The organism is Vibrio sp. 10N.261.51.F12, assembly GCF_041471725.1.
Classification (GTDB): Bacteria; Pseudomonadota; Gammaproteobacteria; order Enterobacterales; family Vibrionaceae; genus Vibrio.
In genome coordinates this window covers 13,901-38,171 of record NZ_JBFROV010000005.1, presented here as the reverse complement: position 1 = coordinate 38,171, position 24,271 = coordinate 13,901, and the positions used below count along the sequence as shown (strand labels likewise).

Genomic DNA, 24,271 nt, shown 5'->3' with positions numbered 1-24,271 from the left:
TTCTATTTAAGGCTCATTTTATGCCCCCAATCACTTCTTCCGACGCGCAAGCCGCTTTTTCGTCGTTATCACATCAACTTGACCAAGAGTTGATTGGCCAATCGCACGTCGTCAATGCACTGATCATTGCCTTGATTACTCAGGGCCATATCCTGTTAGAAGGGCTTCCCGGCACAGCGAAAACTCGCGCCATCAAAGCATTTTCTCGAGCATTAAATGTGGACTTCGGACGTATCCAATTTACCCCAGACCTGTTGCCATCTGACGTCACTGGGACCAATATTTATAGAGAAAAAGGCAGTGAACTCGGACTCGAGTTCCAGCCGGGACCTATTTTCAACAACATTGTCCTCGCCGACGAAATCAATCGAGCCCCAGCAAAAGTTCAGGCAGCATTATTAGAAGCAATGGCTGAACAGACCGTGACCATTGGTAGTAAAACACACCCATTACCTGATGTATTCTTGGTCATGGCGACTCAAAATCCAATAGAGCAAGATGGTACTTACCCGCTGCCCGAGGCACAGATGGACCGATTTGAACTCAAAGTTCAAGTGGATTATCCAGATGACCAAGCAGAACTTGCTATTGTTCGATTAGTCCGTTCAGAACTGAGTTCTACTCACGAACAACCTCACCACAACGACCCAACGTTTGATCTTAATGCCGTCATGATAGCTCGCCAGGCGTTGCCTACGTTACACGCCTCGGAATTAGTCGAAACCTATAGCGTTGCCCTCGTGATGGCAACAAGGCACCCAACTCGCTACCCTAATTCATCGCTATCTCGTTGGATTTCCATAGGCGCAAGCCCTAGGGCTTCAATCGCGTTAGATCGTTGTGCTCGTGCGCACGCCTGGTTGCAAGGTCGTGATTATATCGAGCCCGATGACGTGCGGGCTGTCGCACTGCCGGTATTAGGACACCGTATCTCACTAACATTTGATGCGATTGCGGATGGCGTTAAGCCGTCTGACGTCGTAAACGAATTACTCGATCACGTATTGATTGGGTAATGGAGACGATCACATGCCTATCAATAATCACGACCCTCGTCTTGAGTGCCATTTACCGCAACTAGTGAAGCTGAAAACGAGCAGCCGCGATTTTTCCCTTAAACATGGTTTGACTAACACGAGCATCATCACTGGCAGCCATTCTTCGACCTCTCGTGGTCAAGGTTTAGATTTTGAGGAGCTGCGACACTACACACAGGGCGATGATATCCGAAACATGGATTGGCCAACGACCTTACGCACCGGTAAACCTCACGTTCGCTCCTACAACGAGGAACACGATAGACGAGTAATTATTTGTGTCGATCAGCGTAGCAGTATGTATTTTGCTTCCGTCGATACCATGAAATCCGTCGTCGCAGCCGAAGTGGCGGCATTAATTACTTGGCGAGTCATTGACGACCAAGACCGCGTTAACTTAACGCTTTTACAAGATGATAAGATCGCGGAATTCGCAACCACACGATCCAGCAAAGCGGCACTAGCCCAAGTCGCAGCGCTAGCAACCGCCAATCAATTGTTAACGTCAACACCGTCAACAAGCCAACCTATGTCATTTAGCAAGCTCATTACACACTTGGCGCAAAAACAACCTAAACAAACGAGCATCATTATATTAAGTGACTGGTTAGAATTAGACCATCGCAGTTTGCAATCACTCAAAGTTTTACAGCGCCACAACGACGTACTAGCGGTAATGATCACAGACCCGATGGAGAAACCTCACCATATCAATCAACTGATGGGGTTCGTCATGAGTGATGGCGATCTGCAATTAAACATTGATTCGACTAAGCTCGCAAACACCGCACAACACGGTTTACTTAATCGATTTGCTCAATCCTATAAGGACATTACGCAGATCATGAATGGGCAAAAGCTACGTGTGCTTGAATTAGATACCAGTGGGCAACATATTAAGCAATTTTCTCAAGTTATGACGCCTAATACGAATACGATAGGAAACGCATCATGATCATGAGTGAATCCAATGGCGCTTTTCTATTTAACAAAATGGCAGCAATTAAACCGCCTGAAACATTGTCTATTTTTCCATTAGCACCCGGGTGGACATTCGTTACTGTGTGCGCCCTCTTATATATGGCCTTGCGGCTTTACAAGGCTTATGTCCGTTATAAAGAGAATCGCTATAGACGGCAGGCATTGGCATTTCTAAAGCAAAATCTTGCGCACACCAATGACCCAGAGGGATTATTTAGGCTGATTAAACACGTTTCAACCATCATTGATGGTGCGACAGCGCCTTTACAAGGCCAAGCTTTATTACAGTGGCTTGATGATTATTCTCCCTCCCCCCACGCACTATTTAACGATGCGATGGGCCATCAATGGCAGCGCAGCTTGTTTAATCCTATTTATGTTCTGACTGAAGAACAGTCGCAGGAATTGTATCGACGTACAGAATATTGGCTGCGAAATCATCCGACAGCAAAGGCAAATTCATGAGCGATATTTGGTCTAACTTAACTTTTGGTGCCCCACTTTGGCTTTGGTTACTACCTACGCCACTATTTGTCATGCGCTGGGCGCCACCATTCCAAACAAAAAAAACCGCTATCAAAGTCCCTTTTCTCTCTGTTCTTGCCGATGTATTACCAATACGTCCAACAAAGGGGGCCAGTCAACTTAAGCCGACTCAGTCACAACGGTTTTTATTGTTATTAAACTGGATAATCCTCGTCATTGCGATGACACAGCCCATTATCCTTGGTGCAACACAACAACAAACATTTTTTGGCCGAGATATCATGGTCGTGACCGACTTATCTGGTTCGATGGCTAATACTGACTTTTCCGATCAAAACAATAAAAAAATCAGCCGACTTGATGCCGCAAAGCACGTACTGACCGACTTCGTCACCCAGCGTCAAGGAGATCGACTTGGACTCATTCTTTTCGGCGATGCCGCTTTCATTCAAACCCCTTTTACCACAGATCAAACCGTGTGGCTTGAACTGCTTAATCAAACGGATGTTGGAATGGCAGGTGAAAGTACCCATCTAGGCGATGCGATTGGATTAACTATTAAAGCATTCACTCCTGACATCGATACATCGACGTCAGTGACTCGAGACAAGGTCGCCATTATTCTCACTGATGGCAACGATACCGGAAGCGATGTGTCGCCCGTCGAGGCAGCAAAAATGGCAAAAATAGCGGGTATAAAGCTGCACGTTATTGCCATTGGCAACCCCGACACCATTGGTGATGAAGCCATGGATATGGATGTCATTAGAGACATTGCTTTCGAATCTGGCGGACAAGCTTTCCAAGCGCTAGATACGACGTCCCTAGCACAAGCATATGATGTAATCAGTGAATTGGAACCCTCTAAATTTGAAAGTAAACCGTTTCGACCGAAACAATCTATACACCACTTCTTTATAGGATTATCACTGATGATCAGCACGTTGTTTATTGGTTTATCCGTGTGGAGTCAGCGCCGTGTTTAATTCACTTGACGTAACGTTACTAATAAAACAATTCCACTTTATCCGTCCTGAGTGGCTACTACTTTTGCCATTCATTGGCGTGTTATTCTGGGTTAGTTGGAAAAATAATCGTCCCAAAAAGGCATGTCATTCGCTGCCAAAGCACTTAGAACAAGCATTGACTATCAACCAATCTAATTGGCGAGCACAACTTCCGTTAAAAGTACTGGCCTTGGTCATGACACTGGCGGTAATCATTTGCGCAGGCCCAACATGGCAGCGTCAACCATCACCGCTTGAACAAAATAAATCGGCACTGTTGATTGTGCTCGATAGTAGCCAAAGCATGTTAAATCTAGATGTAGCGCCAACACGACTTGAGCGAAGCAAGCATAAGATTCAAGACTTAATCGCTCTGCGCCAAGGAGGGAAAACTGGACTGATTGTTTATGCAGGTTCATCGCACTTAGCTATGCCTTTAACAGAAGACCCATATGTTATCACTCCTTTTCTCGAAGCAGTGTCACCAGATATTATGCCCATCAAGGGAAAAAGAGTCAGCCGATCACTGCCCGTTATCACTTCCCAACTGCAAGACTTAACCGTCCCTACTAGTGTATTACTGATCACCGATGGAATACCCGCTGAAGAGACAGAGCAAGTTCTTCATTATTTTACCAACAGCCGTCATCAACTGATTATGCTATCGGTGAACGGCAACAGCGACACCCATCAATTGCAAAGTCTAGCCAGTCAAACAGGCGCATATTTGTATCAGGTGACGCCGGATAACTCTGATGTAGTAGCAATCGCAGATTTAATCAGACTGAACACTGAGTTGAATAGCGATTCAACGCTTCCTTGGCAAGACAATGGTTATTACTTGTTGTTTCCTTTAGCATTTCTTTACCTTTTATGGTTCAGACGAGGTTGGGTCGTACAGTGGAGTATTTTAGGGCTCATTACTACCAGCCTTTGCTTTAGCCCTCAGGCTAGCGCACAGGATGGAAAGCCTGGTAATCCTGCATCAGGAGAGACAACACAGACAGGGCTAGCCCGTGCGGTAGATTTTTTTGTAGGATTGTGGATCACCCCCGATCAACTCGGGCAATGGTATCTTATGCACGACAACCCTAAGCTTGCAGCCTTGTATTTTGTTTCACCCAAGCACAAAGCCAATGCGTATTTTCTCGCGGGTGACTACAAACGAGCTGCAGAGATTTGGGTAGCATTTGATGACGTGGATTGTCAATTTAATCTCGGACTCGCGTTAATTGGACAACGAGAGTATGTAGCGGCTAGGAAACTCTACGACACGCTCCATAAGCAATATCCGGATGACGAAAGTATTGCTCTTAATCTCAAGGTCGTCTCTGACTTTATTCAGTTTATTAATGATTTTAGTGAGGGACAGGGGCGAAGTGATGAAGGGCAAAGCGAAACGTCTTTTTCGTTGCCTGCCGATCAACCACAAACGGCAGACGGGCACGACCAAGAGGTCATGCCTGATTCAAAAATTGAATTACAAATCACAGCTGATGATTTATCTACAAACCCCGAGATGACAAAGCAATGGCTTCTGCGCGTAGAAGCTAATCCTGCTTTGTTTCTCCAGCGAAAGTTTGCTCTCCAATTACGAGATAATACACTATGAAAAACTGGCGGAACTTATCACGTTTTATTGCTATTTGGGCCCTGTGTTTTTCCTACCCGACTCTCGTTCACTCAGCGGTAGAGAGAGGCGACGAACAAGACGTCATGATCCGTAGCTGGTTAAGTAGCGACAACACCACAACACCAACCTCTATCAATGAAGTTGTTTTTATGTACATTGAAGTCGCTACATCGCGTTGGTTTACTGCTGGGACGCAAATTAGCAACATCAACGTTCCTAATCTAATCATCCCGCAAGGTGATTTGGCAGCAACTAATTTTAACCGTCGAAAAGGAGGAGAAAGCTGGTCGCATCAACGTTGGCAGATCCCTATTTATCCACATAAAAGTGGACGCTATACGATCCCGGCGGTTGACGTAAAAGTGCAGTTTAGCGCACAAAATGGGGAGGATGTCAGGACCACCTTTCGGACTCGACCACTCTACTTTACCGCTCAAATGCCCGTGGCAGATTTTGCTCAAAATCAATCGACGTTAGTCGCAAGTCGCGCCGATTTGAAACAGGTTTGGCGTCAGTCCGACGACACACTTTCAGTTGGTGACAGTATCACTCGAACCGTGTATCTCCATGCTGATAATAGCTTAGCGATGTTACTTCCAACGCTCCTCCCAACGCCTTGGACTGACTCTGCTGACTATTACGACAAGCCTATTTTTCTCAACGACTCCCGGGTTCGAACTCACTACCTATCGGAGCGACAAGAAGAACGTAACTATGTGATTCAAAAAGGTGGACCGTTAACCTTAGCGCCGATTGAGATTACATTTTGGAACACTGACACGCAAAAACTCGAACACTTATATTTAGAAGGGGCCACGTTCCAGGTTCGCCACACTTTCTCCTCTTGGATAAAAGCATATTGGGTATACGTCATCGCTATTGTGTTAGTCGGCGGGTTAGCAGCAGCAGGCGTTCGCGGTGTACGCGACTACTATCGAACTCACCCACTGCCGCCACTGATAGCGTTTGTGCTGTCTCTAAAGCGAAAGCAGTGGTCGCTTGCACGCAAATTGATATACCAGCGGCTACGACATAAAACAGACCTAGTGGAACTAAAACGTCTCTCTTCCGATCCACAATGGCAAAACATGAGCGCTCACATTCAAAGCAACATGGTGTTTTCTCGACTCCGAGCTTGCTTATGTTGGCGACGATTATCTAATAACCAGTCACAAAAACCAGAACATAAACATGTCGTCCGTAAGTAATCGTACGATGGTTTAGACAACAGAGGGAAATGGGCATTTACTCGCTTCCCTCTTGCCAAACGATAATTAACTTATTGTTTTCTTTTTGACCAGTATTAATATGATTAATAGTTGAAGTAAGTGTCGGTCTCTACTTAGGAAGCGCATCCTCCATTACCATAGCGCATCCTTAAACAATGATAATGTAACAACATGACTGGCACCTCCAACCATACCCTCAGCACAGATCTCGGCAACCTTCTTAAGTTAAATCACGTATGTCGTAAAAGTACGATGCTCAGCATTTTAGCCATCAGTATGCCTTTGATATATGCGAATGATACCTTCGCCCAAGATGAAGACGACCTCCAAGACATGTCTGACCCACTCGCTGTATTTACTCAGATTGGCGCGGGTTACACCAATAAAGGCATTAACTTAAAAGTCGGCCAAACATACGATACGGGAAAAGAAACCACGGCCGCTATGAATATTATTGAGCTAAAAGGAATAGGTGGCGAGGCTTTAGGGTGGTCAGATACCGCGAATGATTCTATTGACTCTTTCCGCTTCCGAAACTTTGGTGTTGACCTTACTAACGGGCGCGGAAACCAAATTGACATTGCTTATGATCTCAACAACGAAAGTGGAACGGCTTCATACAGTTTGATCCAAGCGTTACCCCAATATGGTCCCTTGAATCTGTACCCGTTGGCTGGAGCAGGCGTTTCATTCGCTAACGATGCAGATTCTGGGTACCATGTTCCCGGTACATTCGCTGTTGTGGGTGCTTATAGTAAACTCGCGATCACTGATAACATTTGGCTAAATTACAATCCGATGTGGATGACGACATTATCCGGTTCTCAAGAATATATGGATAACGGTATGGCCGGTGGTGGGAACGTATTGACTCACGAGTTTTCGGCGTCTTATCAAATAAACCCTCGCTTAAACATACGTTATTTTGCGAACTGGTCAGAACATACCTCACTCGAAAACGGCGATCATCGCATAGAGGTCAACTATCAGTTGTAGACCAGCAACTTCGCTCATCATTATCATCCTTAGAATTAGCCTTTAGATAGAAACCCAATTAAATTAACGAAGTGCTCTATTCAAGATAACGAACGCGGCTTACTGGTGACATTGATCCTCAGTTAAAAAAATGGCTAATCAAACATGATTAGCCATTAAAACGCCTATTGTTGAACCTATTCGGTTACTCGTAGAACGTTTTTCTCAATGCTAATTCTAAACCTCGAATTTCAGCTAAGCCTTTTAATCGACCGATGCATGAATAGCCAGGGTTAGTCTTTTTCTTTAGGTCATCAATCATTTGGTGGCCATGATCGGGACGCATTGGGATCATTCGGACTTGCCCATCATCTTTACGACGCTTTTCTTCTTTAAGCAGTGCGTTAATGACGTTATACATATCCACATCACCTTCTAGGTGTGACGCTTCATGAAAGCTCATCTGGTTCTCTTCACGCTGCGTTGAACGTAAGTGAGTGAAGTAAATACGATCGCCAAATGTCTCTATCATATTCACAAGATCATTGTCACCACGCACACCGTAAGACCCCGTGCACATCGTAATACCATTCATCTTGCTTGGCACAGCTTTCGTCAACGCCTCAATATCTTCAATCGTCGATACAATACGAGGTAGGCCAAGGATTGGGCGCGGTGGATCATCGGGATGAACCGCTAACTTGAGTCCAAACTGATCGCACACTGGCATGAGTTCTTCTAAAAACAACACCATATGTTCACGTAGTTTTGACTTATCAATGCCATTACCATTTATAAACTGGTCAAAATTAGCGACAACCCATCCATTAAGCAGCAATAAAAAGAAAAACCCCGAGACCTTTCGGCTTCGGGGTTATAACTCTTACTCGCAGCAATCCCGCTACTAAAGGTGCTCCATGCATCAATCCATGACAGTAATGCTGAAATCCGTCAGCTTATTCCGTTCATCGCCATCCTAGCGGTGTCCCAAATGGTGTTCCTTACCCGCTAACCATCCTCGCTAGCTTACCTCACTCATTCCTAAGCGGTGTCCTTAACATCTATCCTGATGTTTATTCCCGACTTCGTCCAAAAGTGTCCACTGCCTTCCTTAGTTCGTTACCTATCCTAGTAACGGTTGCATCCTTTCAATGTCCTGTTTGCTCTCCGTGCCGACGGCGCTTCCTAAACCATCGAATCGTCTTCCTGACGATGCCCATTCCTTGAGCCTTTCCTGTTCCGTGTCGCTATCCTGTCGACAAGAGATATAATAATGGAGTCACGATAAATTGACGTGTTACTAGGATGTAAAAAAACCACTCAAAAAACGACAATGAATAATATAATGCTAAATAACAGATAGTTACCTTCATAGATAACTCATATTCGCAATACCATTCCTACCCTTCACTCACGGAATCGTAAGCGATCTCGCACAAGCCTAAGAGACATATGGTCATAACCATTCATTCGCAAGTTAATACGATGTTGCCAAGGCGCGAGATTATCGATTGTTGACCATGATTTTGATATAGTCACAACATATTAAAACGTAATAGTGCAGCGCATTTATCATAGTTGGTAAGCTCTCAAGCGCCGTTGTTTGACTCGTCACTTTAAAACACTATTACGATAACAAGCATTAAACAGGAATGACCCATGGCAAAGAAAATCGTTCAATTTGAATATGAGAAAGAGACAAAAAACAGTGTGCGCTACAAGGAAGTACCTGAAGAAGGTACTGCGCCAATTGTTGGTTCTTTATATATTCAGAAGTGGTTTGCTGGAAACAGCAAAACGCTAGAAATCACGATTGAGAAGAAAGACTGAATATATACACGATAAGGAATGTTGACTCGGTAATAAAAGCATCATCGAGTCAACCAAATGCCCTAGGCCAAAGTAACTAGTCGATGATCACTTTTATACGACCCACTTCACCACTCTCAAGGCGGACTTTAATACCATGAGGGTGACTAGGCGATTTGGTCAAAAGGTCTTTCACTACTCCCGACGTCAATGTCCCACTTCGTTGATCCTGCTTCAGAACAATCTTTACTTCTAGCCCTGGGTGAATATTAGCTCGGGTTGTTCCACTCATCATTTATACCTTATTTGATCAATTTTTCTAGACGATACACGCAATACATTGCCGAGTCGACCAGACTTTCCTTGCCTAAAACACCACATTCATTAACGGCTTAAGTCATTCAAACAAGGCTTGACGACCAAAATGTAAACCTGACCAATAATGGCGGTCTTCACACCTCATAATTTGCCTTGATACCGATATCAAAGTGCAGCGGCATTCTCCATTTTTGAATGGCGAGGTAAGTCATAATTATTCCAACGACCGCAGAGCACACCATGACGCCTGGCCAATAACTTTGTTCAATAAACAGCGTATTCAATGCTAGTAAAACGGGGACAAATTTAAGCCCATATACCTTGAAGCAAAAGGATTCTTTTAGCGCGACACCGGAAAAAGTAACAAACAAAAAGCCCAATGCAATCCACGATGATACGTCGACTCCACCAAACAACATGACCAATAACCCAATCCATGTTGCCCCCACTATAATGCTACGAACATGCTTACTGTACACGTGCAAATTTGCGGCAGTCAGGGCGCTAGCGACACAAAGCGTCATGAGAGTAGCCAATGCCATAGAGGGGGACAGCGAAAATACGCCGTTCATGCTAGCGGCAACCAACGAATAAGCGAACGTCGCAACAGCAAACAAACTGATGCCAGTGCGATACAAGCAAACACTTATTTTATCATGTGTGTCTAATTTCTCTGTGTATTCGGGATTTGCCATGGCTGCTTTCCGGTCGTTAATTGCAGGTATTCTAACACATGGCATAACAAGCATGATTATCGTTCGAAAATCTTAAAGGTTCAGATACTGGTTAACAATGAATTATGAATAACCAAGGTATTATTCAATGTATTGATTTATCGACGGTTGTCGGCGTTGGGTCTTTATTACAGTAACCAGTACCCAAAAAGAAAACCCCGAGACCTTTCGACTTCGGGGTTATAACTCTTACTCGCAGCAATCCCGCAATTAAAGGTGCCCCGTGCATCAATCCATGACAGTAATGCTAAAATCTGTCAGCTTATTCCGTTCATCGCCATCCTAGCGGTTGTCCCAAATGGTGTTCCTTACCCGCTAACCATCCTCGTTAGCTTACCTCACTCGTTCCTAAGCAGTAACCAAAGTGTCCACTGCCTTCCTCTGTTCGTTACCTATCCTAGTAAGGGTTGCATCCTTTCAATGTCCTGTTCGCTCTCCGTGCCGACGGCGCTTCCTAAACCATCGAATAGTCTTCCTGACGATGCCCATTCCTTGAGCCCTTCTTGTTCCGTGTCGCTATCCTGTCGACAAGAAATAGAATACGGCATCATTTAGATCTTGGCGTATTACGTTGATGTGGATGTGGATGTGGATGTGGATGTGGAACCAAAAAACCAGAATGCCAACACCAAATAAAGTAATTTAAAAACAGATAGTGAGTGTACTGACATAAAAATACTTGAGTGCGTTTATCACCCTACAACATAGTGAACGATACTCGCGAAAGGCTAAGAAATCTCATTTTCTCAACTCGATTTTCTTTACGGTACACGGGTTGCCTGCAGCCATACAATTGGCAGGAATATCCTTTGTGACAACACTACCAGCCCCTATAACTGCGCCATCGCCAATGTTAACGCCAGGCAGAACGATACAACCGTACCCTATCCAAACATCATTGCCGATTATAACAGGATCAGCTTTTAGGTTATCGAATTCATCGGGGTGTCCTCGATTTGAAAGAGCATGGCCACTACAGTCCATAATCACTACATTAGGACCCAAAATAACATCGTTTCCTATCGAAACCTCTTCATAAGAGCAAATTGAGGTTCCTTGAAGAACACACCCTTTCCCAATGACTATTTTACCAAAAGGCCGACCTTTAATTGAAACGCTTGTCAGCTTTGTAATACCGCATGGAAAAGCTGGAGAGTTAGAAGACTCAATATAACAACCAGAATTCATGGAAATCACTTTATTTCCTTCCGGTAAGTTTTCTAAGCTATTAACTCCTGCTTTAGTCAACGTAATCGACGGACATCCAGAGAATGTTACCCAATTATCTGAACCAAAATATTGACCATATTGTTCCATCAACGCAACCTCAGATAATTCAGAGTGATTATCAGGGCAGAGGATTCGTTTAGAGTGGTACATTTTAAGCCTCCGGCTTGAAATTATTAGGAATTTCTTTAACAACCCCACCATCCATGAGTAAAACTCGGTCAGCTGACGCAATGGTTTCCGGACGATGGGCAATCATCAAAATAGGTATATTGATTTCTTTAAACATTTGGCAGACAAACGACTCGGTATAGATATCTAAGCTGCTTGTCGCTTCATCCAACACGAGAAACTTGGGTTTTTTGTACAAAGCTCGCGCGATGAGAATCCTTTGTTTTTGACCACTAGAAAGACTCGAACCCATTTCGCCAATCAAAGTGTGATAACCCATGCTCAAATGTTCTATGTCATCGTGGATACCAGCTTTACGTGCGCACTTCACAAGCCAGTCTTCATCTAAATCACCAGAGAAAAACGTAATATTCTCGATAATCGAACCGCTAAACAGCTGGTCTTCTTGTAGTACTGCCCCGACTTGAGTTCTAAGTGATTGAGTAGCAGTTGTTCTATTACCAAAATAATAAATGCCACCCGATGTCGCTGAGTATATGCCCAGTAAGAGTTTTGAGATCGTTGACTTGCCGCAACCAGATGGTCCTACTAACGCAACGATTTCATTATTTTTCACACTAAAGGTAGCGCCGTTTAAAATGGGAGGTTGGTCTTTTCCATAGGAAAAGTAGATATCATCAAACTCAATAACATTGTCACCCTCACTATTTTTTAATTGTGTCAGGCTCAAAGCGTCTGAGTCACGATCCACCTCTTTTTCCGTCAAGACAATGTCTGCAAGACGCTCGTTATATACAGATAACATCTTAAACTCAAAGTACTTATCTATCAGGGAGCTAACGCTGGCCGAAAAACGCCCTTGATAAGAAAGAAATGCTATCAACATACCGATAGTAAAGAGCCCATCAAGCACCAAGTTCGCGCCAAGCCAAAGTACACTCGCTGATACAAGGCTAACAATGGCCACATTCATTGTGTTGTAGATCATTCCCAGCTTTTGCTCGTGTAACTGCGCATTTCTGCGATTAATGTTGAGATTTCTCCACGACGACTCTCGCCAAGGCAACGTCCCATTGACTCGCAAGCTCAATACACCACGTACTGTCTCTATAAAATAGCTTTCCTCTTGCGTGCTGGCTTCCCAAGTATTTTCTTCAGCCCGTTTAAACGAACCGAACCAAGCAAACCTAAGAGCCACGTAGCCTAATGCAGCGGCTATTGCAACGAGTGACAGCTGCGGACTGTAAAGCAACATAACCGAAAGTGTTCCAACGACTAATACTAAGTCGAGCAAAGCCTGAATTGCGCTGGTTGTTAATGTCTGTTGGATGACATCCACGGCGGAAAATTTTGCACTAATGCTCCCTATGTCCCTTTTTTCAAACCAATCTATTGGTAATCGGAACAAATGATGAAACACATTTGCAGCCCACTGCATATTAAAGTTGACTGAAAGCTTTATGGTAGCCCATTGCTGGGCAAGACCGATTAGGGTTTGAGTCGCTGTCACCATCAGTATGGCGCCAATGACGAGTACTAAAAGATTTCTATCATAACCAACCAACACTTCATCAATGACAATTTGATTGAAGATGGGTAAAGTTAGCGCTAACACCTCCAACACCAATGCGAAAACAAAAATCCTTCCTAATGCCCCTTTTAATCCAACTGTTTTACCGATCAGGGTTGATAGACGCACAACTTTACTTTCTGTTTTTTCCTCGAAGTCATGAGTTGGCGCTAGCTCTAGGGCGATTCCCGTAAAATGTTTGTTTACGTCATCATGACTCAACGTCAATGCTCCATTCGAAGGATCGTGAATCTCAATTTTCTTCCCACTTACTTTTTTTAATACTACAAAATGATTTAGGTTCCAATGCAGGATACAAGGCGTGGCTAATTGTTCTAATTCATGTAGGTCTAAGCGTACTGCTCGGCCCGAAAGCTTCAGAAGTTCACCACACTCAATGAGCCGCGCAAACGACATCCCGTGTTGGGTAATGCCGCACTTTGCCCTGAGCGATCTTAGATCAGTTTTGTACCCATGCCAGTCAGCAACCATCGCTAAACAAGCAATGCCACATTCCGCTTTTTCAGTTTGACGAATTAAACAGAGTTTCTTACCCCAACCCCAGTCAATCAAGCCTTCTGCTTGCATCATTACATTCGCCCTTTAATGGTGTACAAAGGCTCTAACAGCCACTCATAGACCTTCCGCGTATCCAGTTCAATATCGGCAGTCAGTGTCATCCCTGGCACAAGCAGTTGCTCCTCTCCATACACCGTAATGGTAGGTTTATCTAATTTGACCCTAACTTGGTACAAACCCACACCACCATGAGTACGAGTAAGTTGGCTTTGTATTAGTGGACTATTTGGTAACATATCCGCTGAGACTGCGGATTTTGATATGGATGCAATGGCACCTTGCTGAACTCCAAACTTTTCATAGGGAAACGCATCAAATCTTAATCGAACATTTTGACCTGCTTGAATGAAGCCTATACTACGACTGGGAGCATAGAGCTCGACGACAGGTTCCTCACCCATTGGAATAACAACTAATAGGGGTTGCCCCTTATTGACTGAGTGACCTTCCTTGACAAAAATGGACGCTATTACCCCCTCAATCGGCGATACAACCTGAGTATCCGTTTGATAAAAGTATTCGATTTTATTCTGAGTAATTTGTTGAAGCTGACGGTCTATATCCTGTAGGGCAATGTCAAGTTCTAACTGAAGCGTCTCTTTCGATTCTTCCAGCTTAGCAGCCTCCCTTATCAAACGCTGTAAGCTAAGACGCTGTGTTTGCACTTTGGCTTCCAAGGATATCAACTCTAGTCTTTGTCTTTGGAGCTCAATCAAAGAAATGAACTGCTTGTTGACTAGAACTTGTTGTTTATCAACCAGGCTTTGAGCAAGACTTAACTCTTGTTCAGATAAATCGACAACAACTTTAAGTATTCCAGCTTCTTCTGACAGCCTCACTAGGTCATCATCTATCACCTCTGACTGATGCTGAGATTTTTCTATCTCTTTACTTCGACGTTCGTTTAATAAAGTAATTTGATTTTCGATAGTTGTAACAATACGTTTTTTAATGCCTTGCCCAAATTCATCATATCGCTCTGTTTTAATTTCATATAGCGGAGTTCCGGCGAACACTTTCTGGCCTTCGGTTACAAATACATTTTCGGCATATCCTTCATCATTAGACTGCACCTTAACAATCCCCCCCGTAGGGCTTACCACTCCATTCAATGTATCTCTACGTGTGTATTCGGCAAAAACAACAAAAAGAACAATAGTCAGCAGAACGAACACCGACGCACCGACAAAAAAATGTTGATTCAATGAAACATCGATTAAAATCGAACCTTGATTATCTGATTTCTGAGCCTCAAAATACTCTGGCCGATATAAATGCTTAGCTCTTGCTACCACGGAGGTTCCTTTCCCTAATTAATCGACACTAAAGCTTAATTACTTTAATTTCGAGTTGCCTATTGGACATTAGCTTTGTATTCACCTTTTTTGCTGAGAGATCCACACCGCATTGGCAGATCTTGGTTCGACATTTAATTGGTGTCTCGGGAAGTTCGATATTCTTGTCATAGATTGATCCAATAGGGCCATCTTGCATGCACCACGAGCGGTAAATATCGCCGCTAAAAGTGACGACTAAACTGTCAATACCGGCATAACAATCCCACCCAACAAAGTTTGTTTGGTCATTTGCGATTAGATCAAAAGTCGACATGCTTTTAGCTGTCCCATTAGTATATTTTACTTCTAGCTCTGCCATTGAAGGTGGCAGCGCTTTAAGCTCCGGCCGTCCACGAAAGTCTTTCATTACTTGCTCTTGTTCGGAGGTATACGGATATTTCTTAGTAATTCCCCCATGGCCAAAGCCTTTAAAAAGTGGTTGGAGAGCAATAGTGCAACGAACTTCTTGTTTTAGTTTGTTTGCAAACTCTAAACAGTCATCAAAGCGCTCGGGAACCATCATAATATTGACGTGGAAACGGGTCGTTTTCGAAGCTTCAAGAACTTTAGAAACGTCAATAAAATGGGATTCACTTTTATTATCATTAATGTGGTAGCTAAGACTGACTCCACTCAAGTACCTAGAATAATCGCTCCACCATGAAAGCTTTTTTGAACCATTAGATACAATTGTTACCTCTCCATGATTAGAATTAATATATCTAGCTAGTATTCCAAAATAACGAACAAGAGTAACTTCCCCCCCGCCAAATTCAAAATTAAGCTTAATGTCATTCACATTTAGGCCTCGAGTGACATTATCGATAAACCTAACTACATCATCATATGATGGTTCTTTAATGGAACCATTATTAAGCTCTGGGTGACAATAGGTACAGCTATAATTGCAACTATTTGTCAAAGCCCAATTAATACTAACATATGAAGAACAACCAGATACAGACAACCTATGTTCCATAAACACAGAAACACCTCTTTTATAATTCACTAACAGACATCAACAATCTCTATTCTGAATAAATAACAGCATCACTCTTACGTGACAAACTCTAATTTCATATATAATAACTCTAACTAATGATAAAATTGACAGAAAGGATAATATAGCAAATGAGAACTTGAAATATACTCCATCTGAAATTAAAAATGGAAGCGCACATATAAAGTATGCTACAAAAGTAAAAAACATACTTTTCATTTTGTATTCGACCTTGTAATCTGGGCCATCCTTAATAATAACCACCTTGTCAAACACTGATTCATTAAATAAATAACATTTATCTTCAGATAATTTGTAATCCGAAGACATTAGATATCTTTCGATGTTTTTCATTATTGCTCCTTATACCTCTCACTCAAAGAAGTGAGAGGTATTGATGCTGAGATTTTTCAATCACTTTACTACGACGATTGTTTAATAAAATAATTTAGTTTTCGATGGTCGTAACTATGCGTTTTTTATCCGCTGCTCAAACTCATCATGTCGTTCTGTTTTGCTATCATTTAACGGCTCGCCAGAGAGCACGTTCTGACCTTCAGTAATAAATTCATTTTCGGCCTATCCTTCATCATTAGACTGTACTTTAACAATATCACCTGTAGGACTTACCACTCCATTGGGCGTGTCTCTGCAAGTATATTCCGCAAAAAACAAAAAATTATAGTGATCAGAACAAATACAGACGCGCCAACAAAAAAATACTGACTCAATAAGACATCGATTAAAATCGATCTTAATTATCTGATTTCTGAGGCTCAAAATACTCTGGCCGATACAAATACTTGGCTCTTGCTACCACGGGGGTTCCTTTACCTAATCAATCGAGACCAAAGTTGTATTACTTCAATTTCTTGTTGCCGATTGGGAGTTAGCTTTGTATTCACCTTTTTTGCTAAGAGGTCCACACCACATTGGCAGACCTAAGATCGACACTTGGTTGAAGTATCGGGAAGCACGATACTCTCGTCATAAATTGATCCAATAGGGCCATGCTGCACGCACCACGAGCGGTAACTATCGCCGCTAAAAGTGACGACTAAACTGTCAATACCGACATAACAACCCCAGCCTTCAAACATTGTTTCAAAGCAATTAAGCACCGAATTATCTTTTTGATATTTATTGTAAAATCAAGACATTCATTAATTCGCGCTTGTACTATCATAATATTGACACTTAACCTAGTCGATTGTGATATTTCTAAAAACTTCGCTACTTCAATAAAGTGTGATTCATCTTTAATATCATCGATATGATAATTAAGGCTCGCACTACCCAAGTATTGAGTATGTCTTTTCCACCAAGTTATTTATTTTAAACCATTTGACACTATAGTAACTAATCCATCGTTTTTATTTATGTACTTAATGCACTTTCCAAAGTAGCGTAGAAGAATCACTTCACCGCCAAATTAGAAAAATAAGCCACTTCCTAAAATTCCACAGTAAGATTGTATAAGATATAATTTCCCTCATCATAGCTCATCCCAACATTGTAATTTATATAACTTTCGTTGAATCACGAAAAAAAATGAGCAAATTATAGATGAAAGCAATGGAAACAAAAGGGAATTTAAAACGTAAGAACCTATTAAATAGTCACTTTCAAACACCAGCAATAAATTAAACAAAACAAACCATAGGGGATATAGTTTCGCTACTCCCATGAAAAAACCATCGTATTGAATCGGTTTAGTTTGAATGCCTATGTAATTTAAAAATCTTACATAAGGCAGGTTTGATATCTTATGGTCACTTAGTTCTAGAAGTGCACTGGAGTATTTTTTTGAGAATTCCTTACCCATAATAAGTTCCTTTACTGTATAAGCGCCAGCTAAGCTGACGCTTGTTGATTTAATTAATAACCGCCACTACCATTGTAACAACCACCCGCATATGCACCACTATTGGCGCCAACAGCTCCATTAATTAAATTTCCCGTCATAATTCCACCAATTGCCCCCGCTAAAGTAGCACCAACACATGTAGAGCTAAATGGACCTTGACTCGGCTTGTTATAACTACCACTAGATGCAGGGTACCCCGAGTAGTTTTTACTAGATGAACCTCCATCCCCCCCACCATCAACCATTGAAATTTCATTAGCACTTAAGTTATACATACGTTATTTCCTTATATTAAATTACAGTAAAGAGTACTGCGCTCATAGAAACTATCTTGTTAACCAGCCTTTTTTCTTGCCTAAAATTTCATCTGAGTAACCGAGCAAGTTTGGTAGCCATGTAAAGGATTCTAATAAGGCTGAATAGATTGGTGCTTTAATAACTTGTCGGTTTGACAGATCACCGGAAAGATCGAAATCTCTTATATAAGAATGCACAAGTAAAAAATAAATAATCATATTGGCAGCACCGATTGCAATTGGAATCCAAATACCTGTTGCGACCATGAAGACAAACAAAATGATGCTAGATGGAAACATGTACTGCGCCGCCGTAAGTAAAAACCAAGGGGATGCGCATAGACCCGCTATCCAATGTGTCTTCCAAGCTTCTGTATACGCTTCTACTCGGCCTCGTGCCCAGCGCCGGCGTTGATTAAATAGACCTTTCGCATCAGTTGGGCACTGCGTTGTTGCCTTTGCTTTAGGTGCATAGCCTGTTCGATAGCCGTTAGATATTGCCTTCCAACACCAAGCGATATCTTCGACTAACCACTCGCTCCACCCACCCAACTTTTTCACCACAGAAGCTCGATGAGCAACGAACGCGCCTGCTAATACTGGGACACAACCTAGTTTATCTTGCGCTGCTCTTATTGCGCCATAAAAGCTGATGTGTTCATAGTGCTGTAGTTTTCCTATAAAACTGTCTTTATAGTTCTCTGGCGTGATATACCCACAAACCGCAGCGTATTTCTCATCAGACCAAAGCTTGATGACCAACTCATAGATACCATTGGGCTCGATATAAGTATCGCTGTCTACAACGACATAGACATCGCCAGTAGCAATGCCAAGGGCTAATACATAATCTAAAGCAAAACCTTTTCTACCACCATTTGCGGGCCTTTCTAGGATTTGGAAATCATGGTTCATCTCCGTACTATCAATCCATTCTTTCACTCGGCCTATTGCATTATTTGTGGAGCCGTCATCAATCACAATAACCTGAATTCGACTTGGGTAGCTTTGCTCATTTAATTTGCTCAACGCGCATACTAGATACTCTTCATTCTCATTATAGAAAGGTAAAAAAACTGAAACTGTTGGATCATTTCTATTCTGATCCTTAGATTTTTTTAATTTATAACATCCAAATAAAACTAGGGTTATAATAAACGACAGTAAGGAGGTAGAAATTAAAATCACTTCAATTACATCAATCATAACTATCCTACTCATGCTAAGTAATTATTAATAATCTGACAAACAGATTGATAGTCGTACTTTGTATTCAAGTGTCCTTGAAGGATGCTAAACGATGAGTATTTGGCTTCTCGTAAAGGGAATTCAACAGACTTAACTTCAAGACCAAGTTTCTTGGCTTCTATTAGAATACTCTGACGAAATTCTTGACTATTAAAGCGAGCGATTTCTCTTCGTTCTTCTCCTTTAAGCCGTTCCTTTAATCGACTGGCTTGTTGAAGATTCGAACCTGAATGGTCCTTGATCCCTAACTCAATTAACAAATACTTATTCTCATATTCGTCAAGTAATCGCGAAAACCTAGACGAGTACTCTCGCACTTGACTCGGAGTCAAAACGCCTTTCGAATAGTGATTAAGTGTGTCAATAAAATTAACGAGCCAGGCCTCTATAAGTTCATGGTCATCCCATACGGCACCAACGCCATTTGCCAACACATAGTTACCGAAATCTGGTACGGCTGTTATGGTGCCGAAATCCAAAAAGCGAGCATCAATCGATATGTTTGAACTTGTTAAGGAACCATGTGGGACTCCTTTCACTCTAGACGCTGCAATCTGACAAGCCAGGCGGTCTATCATCTTGTTAAGGGCATCTCTAAATGGATCATCCTCAATACCACCTAACAGCAACTTAGATAGATAAGGCACCGTCTTCCTTACACGATTCGCATCATTATCTCGAAGGTAACTATAATTCTCCTCTGGCCAGAAAAAGGTACATCGCTCAAAATGTGCCGGGCGTATAGAAACTTCCCTAATAACTAAAGCACAGTGTTTACTTGGTGCATCATCCAAATATCCAAACTTGTGTTTTGTATTGGTCTTGATAATAGCTAGTGTTCGTATTGCTCCGTAGGGTAGGTGCTTATGACAAACCTCCCCCCATATCGCTTCACTAATTGCCTCATCGATAAACAATTTTCCATGTGAATGACTTTCAGACATATTTGCAGCCACTAAAGGGTTACGTCCAATCCCTTTAATTTGAAAGTGCCCATTTAATCCGCATCGTGCGCTACCACCGTTGCATATCTCATGTCGAGAGCCATATTGGTCAGCCATGAATGTTTTCTTGTCAGTCGCTACAATCCTTGCTTTATTAGTATACCCTTTAGACACGTAACTAAAGTTCTCAATCAGCTCACTTTTAAAAATATCTTCATTGAGTCCGACATCATATTCCTGCATCAGTTCTTTATTTATCCAAACGACTTCAGTTCCATTTAATTTGTACGCATCAAATGAAAAAAAGGACTCCTCAGGTAAATCGCGACCTATAATAGGCGTGTTATCTTTTCCAGCAAATTTATGTGTTTTTAGCAGTTCAGTGCTCATAAATACTCCGCTTGTTCGTTTTTACGACATTTCCCTGACTGTCACGAATACAAACATTGACCTCTTTTCTACTTATACCTGTGGATGACACGATAAACTTGTATAGTTTATTTAACTGAATTGTATTATTTTTCTCAACAAACCAATCCACTACTATTAAGTTACTCCCTTCATTCCAATTCATTGGCTTGAGTGAAAATCTAGGTTGTGTCATATAATCAATTAATGTCAATTCATCAACCCAAGCCCATATAACATAACCAGTAAAATCGACATCACTAGACAACTTTAAAAGCTTATATTGTTTATGGATTATCGCCGGTTTTACCCAATGTAAAAACGAAGCTATATTTAACTTTCTGCGTGTATTACATTTAGCTAATATCTCTACAAACTGACCTAATTCATGGTTAACTTCTGCCTTTGATAAAGGCCCATAAGTTAACCCAGAAATTTGACTATTAAAATAAGAAACAGATTGATGTTTCATTACAACCTACAAAGTTAACGTTATTTAGTATTCAGGAAGAATAAATACTAAAGTTTGAAATACAAAGAACCTCCCTACAATTCTTTAGAGCGACAACATAAAATAGATAAATGACAAACTTGATGATTACACCATTTCGCGAGAGAGACTTGGGATCTGGAGAGATCTATTGCGTGATTAGTGACCTTTTCCCCTGATTTAACACCATGAACCCCATCATATTCAATGTTATGAATACCAGACTAACGGCCATTTTTTACTAATAATCAACGCTCGTTGGCTCGAATTTTCCGCCGGTAGCTACCTCTCCCAAAAGGAGAGCTAAATTCCGAGGCATCATCTAAATAAACTCTGATGTGTGAAATGACGCTTTGCTATGCCGCCATGTTAAATGATGTTTAGGTGTCAACCATTCACCGTTACGACAGTACATATCAGGCTGAGTTCAACACGCTAACCCTATGTCTATTTCGTGATATTTATGAGCGAAATCTAGAACAAATGAACGAGGTGTTGAACCAAACTAAATGAGCGTATCGGACATCGCATAGACGTAAGGCCCGAATTGAGGTTAGTGAGCGCACTTGAATGACATGATGGCAACGAGGATGAAATCGACGCCACCCACTCATCTGGTCGATCACTATCATCTTGAATAGAGCTTTAACCACTGTAACCGATTTAGTTTGAAGTCATGTTGAAAATGGGACCTTGCAACAAACTGGCAAGCCTCACTTACCCCTTCATAAGGTTAAGTTTAAGAATCAAAATAAAAGATGCAACGCCAATATCACACTCTTCCTCTTTTATTTTCATCATTCCCCCGATACTACGTCCACATTCACTACAAAGGTTATTATCATGAAGCATTCTTCACTCGCGCTCATTTGTCTCAGTTTAATCTCAGGAGTGAGCCATGCAGGAGTCATCAGCGACGCTTTTTCTGGAATCACGATTGGTGGGGGCTATGCGACCGACAGTAGTCATGGCGAAACGCTCAAAGGCTATTCGGTCTATTCACAGGGTTATATTGTCCCATCAATGAAAGAGAACCTGTTCACTGATTTTCGAGTAACCACAACGTCAAACGATTCATATTCAGGTTACAACAGTCAAAATGGCACCCTTGAAACACAATCCATTGACCTTGTCCGGTACCAAGCAGCAGTAGGGTTTGGTGTCCCGTATCATGCCACCGACTCTATCGTAGTTAAACCGTACGTTACAGCTGGTTGGTCATGGGACAAAGTATCTGCCGGAAGCCAAGACGAAAAAGACAACAGTTTTGTAGCGTCGGCAGGAGTCAAAGGAGAATTTGGCGAGCACTTTATGACTGGTGTTGGGTACTCGAAGGAAACAAATGGATTAAAATCAGGACAATGGTTAGTCGATGTAGGCTACCGCTTTAACTAGAACTCAAGAGATACTCTATCCGCAAAACTTTAAGGTAAATTTCATGACTTGTATTGTTGCCGTCGTAAATGATGATGGAGACATGTTTATGGGCTCTGATTCTTTGTCATCAGGAGAAAAAAAGTGCCGCGTTGTTACTAATCGAAAAGTCTTTAAATCGGGCGAGTTCTTAATTGGTTACACGACATCTTGGCGAATGGGACAACTCTTAGAGTTTTCCTTTAACATTCCACCACTCGACCCTGAGACACAAGATATTATGGCCTATATGGTCAATAAATTTGTCCCAGCCGTCATTGACTTATTTATTAAAGGTAACTTTGGCAATCAAGAGCACACCGTCAAAGTCGGTGGTTCGTTCCTCGTCATCGTCAGAAGCATCATATTTGAAATCCAAGATGATTTTTCAGTGTTGCAGATTCATTCCAATTACGCGTCCGTAGGGTCTGGTGCTGAAGTTGCTATGGGTGCACTCGCAGCACTCAATCAAGGCCGTGAACACTCGACTTATGCGACGTGTGTGGCAGCACTTGAAATCGCCTCAAAGCATGTGGTGAGTGTTGGCGGTAAACCAAGAATCATATCCTTGATCAACGAACACAGTGAAGTAAAAACGCTCACCTAGTCTTGGTGCTAATAGCAATGTTCACACAGTTACGTCATTTCAGTTGTATTACTTATTGATGGGTCTGTTGCAAAATCCGAGAGCTAAGGTAACACTCGGATTTTGACATTATGGAAGGATCGTTCAATCTGTTATTTTCCATTAACTGATTGGCATTACGGCTTTCACTGGCCTTTTGGATGGGTAGGTGACCACTAGAACTGACAGAGAACTAATTAGCCATATGCCGCCCTCTGTCATGCGTTAACATTGACTGCCAGTAGCCTTAGCTGGAACGATTACGTAGCTTAGGGTCATCAGTTAGGTATTCCACGAACTCGATTTCAAATCCTGCAGGATCAATAAAATAACTATTTTTTCGGTAAGGTTCTTTCGCACCGGGTTTTGCTACCTGAAATCCCGCTTGGTTCAACCTAGCTATAACACTGTCAATATTATCAGTCACATAGGCAAAATGAGCGAGACCGACCTGATGTCCAGATAAATCGCGATTGCCCCCTTCACCATTGTCACTTAGCGCAATATATTGATAATCGTCACCAAAATGCAGCCAGTTCCGCGGCTTACCATTCCAGTCCCCTTTTCCCTCATCACGAATAGACCAGTGTGGGAATGCCGCTTGGTAAAAGGTCAACATTTCCGGGATATCCTTTACCACTAGATTGACATGTTCGAGTTGAATCATTTTTTCTCTCCTTGAGTGTGTCTGTACGCAACACAATCCATGCTAATACTTAAACCTAAGTTTAAGTAAAGCGATTATTTCAAACTCTGAAAGCACCCGTCTATAAATGGATGAAGTAGTCACACCTCAAATACACCTAGAGCTGATTAAAAAAGCATTAGTGGTCAGCTGATTCTTGGCAGTAACATCGCGATTCGGAGTAAATGTTGACTCGCTTCACGATTAATCGGACATATCGCCATTATAGAAAGCTGATCAT

Annotated in this window: 23 protein-coding genes and 1 pseudogene; 11 read left to right on the top strand and 13 right to left on the bottom strand. The window is 42.1% G+C overall.

Translation table 11 applies throughout. The features are described 5' to 3' along the window. The first annotated feature begins 20 nt into the window (after window positions 1-20). From AB4405_RS02805 to AB4405_RS02775, 7 genes are all read left to right on the top strand, one after another. Window positions 21-1,016: an AAA family ATPase gene (locus AB4405_RS02805; protein ID WP_372059538.1), complete on the top strand. Its 996-nt coding sequence runs from the start codon at window positions 21-23 to the stop codon at window positions 1,014-1,016. Window positions 1,017-1,029: 13 nt separating this feature from the next. Next, entirely contained in the window at window positions 1,030-1,992 is a 963-nt protein-coding gene (locus AB4405_RS02800; protein WP_372059537.1) for a DUF58 domain-containing protein, read from the top strand. Further along, entirely contained in the window at window positions 1,989-2,483 is a 495-nt protein-coding gene (locus AB4405_RS02795; protein ID WP_372059536.1) for a DUF4381 domain-containing protein, read from the top strand. The genes AB4405_RS02800 and AB4405_RS02795 overlap by 4 nt, the downstream gene beginning before the upstream one ends. Next, entirely contained in the window at window positions 2,480-3,490 is a 1,011-nt protein-coding gene (locus tag AB4405_RS02790) for a VWA domain-containing protein (protein ID WP_372059535.1), read from the top strand. The genes AB4405_RS02795 and AB4405_RS02790 overlap by 4 nt, the downstream gene beginning before the upstream one ends. Further along, window positions 3,483-5,123 carry a VWA domain-containing protein gene (locus tag AB4405_RS02785; RefSeq protein ID WP_372059533.1) on the top strand — a complete coding sequence of 547 codons (1,641 nt, stop codon included), beginning with the start codon at window positions 3,483-3,485 and terminating at the stop codon, window positions 5,121-5,123. The genes AB4405_RS02790 and AB4405_RS02785 overlap by 8 nt, the downstream gene beginning before the upstream one ends. Then, the gene (locus AB4405_RS02780; protein WP_372059532.1) at window positions 5,120-6,352 is read left to right on the top strand and encodes a hypothetical protein; all 1,233 of its coding nucleotides are present in this window, start codon (window positions 5,120-5,122) and stop codon (window positions 6,350-6,352) included. The genes AB4405_RS02785 and AB4405_RS02780 overlap by 4 nt, the downstream gene beginning before the upstream one ends. A gap of 273 nt (window positions 6,353-6,625) precedes the next feature. Beyond that, window positions 6,626-7,369 (top strand): hypothetical protein, encoded by a 744-nt coding sequence (locus AB4405_RS02775; RefSeq protein ID WP_372059709.1) that lies wholly within the window; start codon window positions 6,626-6,628, stop codon window positions 7,367-7,369. A 184-nt stretch (window positions 7,370-7,553) separates the two neighbouring features. Here AB4405_RS02775 and uxuA read toward each other — a convergent pair. After that, a pseudogene (gene uxuA / locus AB4405_RS02770) lies at window positions 7,554-8,135 on the bottom strand (mannonate dehydratase); the annotation flags it as partial. 872 nt (window positions 8,136-9,007) lie between these two features. Between uxuA and AB4405_RS02765 the strand changes: the two are divergent. Further along, window positions 9,008-9,178, top strand: coding sequence for a hypothetical protein (locus tag AB4405_RS02765; protein ID WP_372059531.1), 171 nt, complete (start codon window positions 9,008-9,010; stop codon window positions 9,176-9,178). Between the two features lie 76 nt (window positions 9,179-9,254). Here the strand turns inward: AB4405_RS02765 and AB4405_RS02760 are convergent, their stop codons facing one another. Together AB4405_RS02760 and AB4405_RS02755 are read right to left on the bottom strand one after the other, a co-directional pair. Then, a complete protein-coding gene (locus AB4405_RS02760; protein ID WP_372059530.1) occupies window positions 9,255-9,449 on the bottom strand; it encodes a YwbE family protein in 195 nt (64 codons plus the stop codon). 160 nt (window positions 9,450-9,609) lie between these two features. Next, complete coding sequence (locus AB4405_RS02755) at window positions 9,610-10,170, bottom strand: DUF2301 domain-containing membrane protein (RefSeq protein ID WP_372059529.1); 561 nt, start codon at window positions 10,168-10,170, stop codon at window positions 9,610-9,612. A 255-nt stretch (window positions 10,171-10,425) separates the two neighbouring features. Between AB4405_RS02755 and AB4405_RS02750 the strand changes: the two genes are divergently transcribed. Continuing rightward, entirely contained in the window at window positions 10,426-10,764 is a 339-nt protein-coding gene (locus tag AB4405_RS02750; protein ID WP_372059528.1) for a hypothetical protein, read from the top strand. 183 nt (window positions 10,765-10,947) lie between these two features. On the opposite strand, the gene AB4405_RS02745 is transcribed toward AB4405_RS02750, so the two are convergent. From AB4405_RS02745 to AB4405_RS02705, 9 genes are all read right to left on the bottom strand, one after another. Continuing rightward, the gene (locus tag AB4405_RS02745) at window positions 10,948-11,589 is read right to left on the bottom strand and encodes a DapH/DapD/GlmU-related protein (RefSeq protein WP_372059527.1); all 642 of its coding nucleotides are present in this window, start codon (window positions 11,587-11,589) and stop codon (window positions 10,948-10,950) included. Between the two features lies 1 nt (window position 11,590). After that, window positions 11,591-13,726 carry a peptidase domain-containing ABC transporter gene (locus tag AB4405_RS02740; RefSeq protein ID WP_372059708.1) on the bottom strand — a complete coding sequence of 712 codons (2,136 nt, stop codon included), beginning with the start codon at window positions 13,724-13,726 and terminating at the stop codon, window positions 11,591-11,593. Window positions 13,727-13,728: 2 nt separating this feature from the next. Then, window positions 13,729-15,012: an HlyD family secretion protein gene (locus AB4405_RS02735; protein WP_372059526.1), complete on the bottom strand. Its 1,284-nt coding sequence runs from the start codon at window positions 15,010-15,012 to the stop codon at window positions 13,729-13,731. Between the two features lie 28 nt (window positions 15,013-15,040). After that, window positions 15,041-15,853 (bottom strand): radical SAM protein, encoded by an 813-nt coding sequence (locus AB4405_RS02730; protein WP_372059525.1) that lies wholly within the window; start codon window positions 15,851-15,853, stop codon window positions 15,041-15,043. A gap of 1,696 nt (window positions 15,854-17,549) precedes the next feature. After that, on the bottom strand, window positions 17,550-17,879 hold the full coding sequence (locus tag AB4405_RS02725) for a DUF6404 family protein (protein ID WP_372059524.1): 330 nt from the start codon (window positions 17,877-17,879) through the stop codon (window positions 17,550-17,552). A gap of 53 nt (window positions 17,880-17,932) precedes the next feature. Beyond that, window positions 17,933-18,196, bottom strand: a complete 264-nt coding sequence (locus tag AB4405_RS02720) for a hypothetical protein (protein WP_372059523.1) — start codon at window positions 18,194-18,196, stop codon at window positions 17,933-17,935. Between the two features lie 51 nt (window positions 18,197-18,247). Then, on the bottom strand, window positions 18,248-19,423 hold the full coding sequence (locus tag AB4405_RS02715; RefSeq protein WP_372059522.1) for a glycosyltransferase family 2 protein: 1,176 nt from the start codon (window positions 19,421-19,423) through the stop codon (window positions 18,248-18,250). An 11-nt stretch (window positions 19,424-19,434) separates the two neighbouring features. Beyond that, window positions 19,435-20,799 (bottom strand): protein adenylyltransferase SelO family protein, encoded by a 1,365-nt coding sequence (locus tag AB4405_RS02710; RefSeq protein WP_372059521.1) that lies wholly within the window; start codon window positions 20,797-20,799, stop codon window positions 19,435-19,437. Further along, complete coding sequence (locus AB4405_RS02705) at window positions 20,789-21,289, bottom strand: toxin-activating lysine-acyltransferase (protein ID WP_372059520.1); 501 nt, start codon at window positions 21,287-21,289, stop codon at window positions 20,789-20,791. Before AB4405_RS02705 ends, AB4405_RS02710 begins: the two co-directional genes overlap by 11 nt. Window positions 21,290-22,150: 861 nt before the next feature. Here AB4405_RS02705 and AB4405_RS02700 point away from each other — a divergent pair. Next, window positions 22,151-22,702, top strand: coding sequence for an outer membrane beta-barrel protein (locus AB4405_RS02700; protein ID WP_372059519.1), 552 nt, complete (start codon window positions 22,151-22,153; stop codon window positions 22,700-22,702). Window positions 22,703-22,745: 43 nt separating this feature from the next. Next, entirely contained in the window at window positions 22,746-23,327 is a 582-nt protein-coding gene (locus AB4405_RS02695) for a hypothetical protein (RefSeq protein ID WP_372059518.1), read from the top strand. Window positions 23,328-23,592: 265 nt separating this feature from the next. On the opposite strand, the gene AB4405_RS02690 is transcribed toward AB4405_RS02695, so the two are convergent. Then, window positions 23,593-24,012, bottom strand: a complete 420-nt coding sequence (locus AB4405_RS02690) for a VOC family protein (RefSeq protein ID WP_102469273.1) — start codon at window positions 24,010-24,012, stop codon at window positions 23,593-23,595. Window positions 24,013-24,271 lie beyond the last annotated feature (259 nt).

Bases quoted from the DNA above. Each gene is read 5' to 3' on its own strand.
- AB4405_RS02805 (WP_372059538.1), top strand. From the start codon at position 21: ATGCCCCCAATCACTTCTTCCGACGCGCAAGCCGCTTTTTCGTCGTTA.
- AB4405_RS02800 (WP_372059537.1), top strand. From the start codon at position 1,030: ATGCCTATCAATAATCACGACCCTCGTCTTGAGTGCCATTTACCGCAA.
- AB4405_RS02795 (WP_372059536.1), top strand. From the start codon at position 1,989: ATGATCATGAGTGAATCCAATGGCGCTTTTCTATTTAACAAAATGGCA.
- AB4405_RS02790 (WP_372059535.1), top strand. From the start codon at position 2,480: ATGAGCGATATTTGGTCTAACTTAACTTTTGGTGCCCCACTTTGGCTT.
- AB4405_RS02780 (WP_372059532.1), top strand. From the start codon at position 5,120: ATGAAAAACTGGCGGAACTTATCACGTTTTATTGCTATTTGGGCCCTG.
- AB4405_RS02775 (WP_372059709.1), top strand. From the start codon at position 6,626: ATGCTCAGCATTTTAGCCATCAGTATGCCTTTGATATATGCGAATGAT.
- AB4405_RS02765 (WP_372059531.1), top strand. From the start codon at position 9,008: ATGGCAAAGAAAATCGTTCAATTTGAATATGAGAAAGAGACAAAAAAC.
- AB4405_RS02760 (WP_372059530.1), bottom strand. From the start codon at position 9,449: ATGAGTGGAACAACCCGAGCTAATATTCACCCAGGGCTAGAAGTAAAG.
- AB4405_RS02755 (WP_372059529.1), bottom strand. From the start codon at position 10,170: ATGGCAAATCCCGAATACACAGAGAAATTAGACACACATGATAAAATA.
- AB4405_RS02745 (WP_372059527.1), bottom strand. From the start codon at position 11,589: ATGTACCACTCTAAACGAATCCTCTGCCCTGATAATCACTCTGAATTA.
- AB4405_RS02740 (WP_372059708.1), bottom strand. From the start codon at position 13,726: ATGCAAGCAGAAGGCTTGATTGACTGGGGTTGGGGTAAGAAACTCTGT.
- AB4405_RS02725 (WP_372059524.1), bottom strand. From the start codon at position 17,879: ATGGGTAAGGAATTCTCAAAAAAATACTCCAGTGCACTTCTAGAACTA.
- AB4405_RS02720 (WP_372059523.1), bottom strand. From the start codon at position 18,196: ATGTATAACTTAAGTGCTAATGAAATTTCAATGGTTGATGGTGGGGGG.
- AB4405_RS02715 (WP_372059522.1), bottom strand. From the start codon at position 19,423: ATGATTGATGTAATTGAAGTGATTTTAATTTCTACCTCCTTACTGTCG.
- AB4405_RS02710 (WP_372059521.1), bottom strand. From the start codon at position 20,799: ATGAGCACTGAACTGCTAAAAACACATAAATTTGCTGGAAAAGATAAC.
- AB4405_RS02705 (WP_372059520.1), bottom strand. From the start codon at position 21,289: ATGAAACATCAATCTGTTTCTTATTTTAATAGTCAAATTTCTGGGTTA.
- AB4405_RS02700 (WP_372059519.1), top strand. From the start codon at position 22,151: ATGAAGCATTCTTCACTCGCGCTCATTTGTCTCAGTTTAATCTCAGGA.
- AB4405_RS02695 (WP_372059518.1), top strand. From the start codon at position 22,746: ATGACTTGTATTGTTGCCGTCGTAAATGATGATGGAGACATGTTTATG.
- AB4405_RS02690 (WP_102469273.1), bottom strand. From the start codon at position 24,012: ATGATTCAACTCGAACATGTCAATCTAGTGGTAAAGGATATCCCGGAA.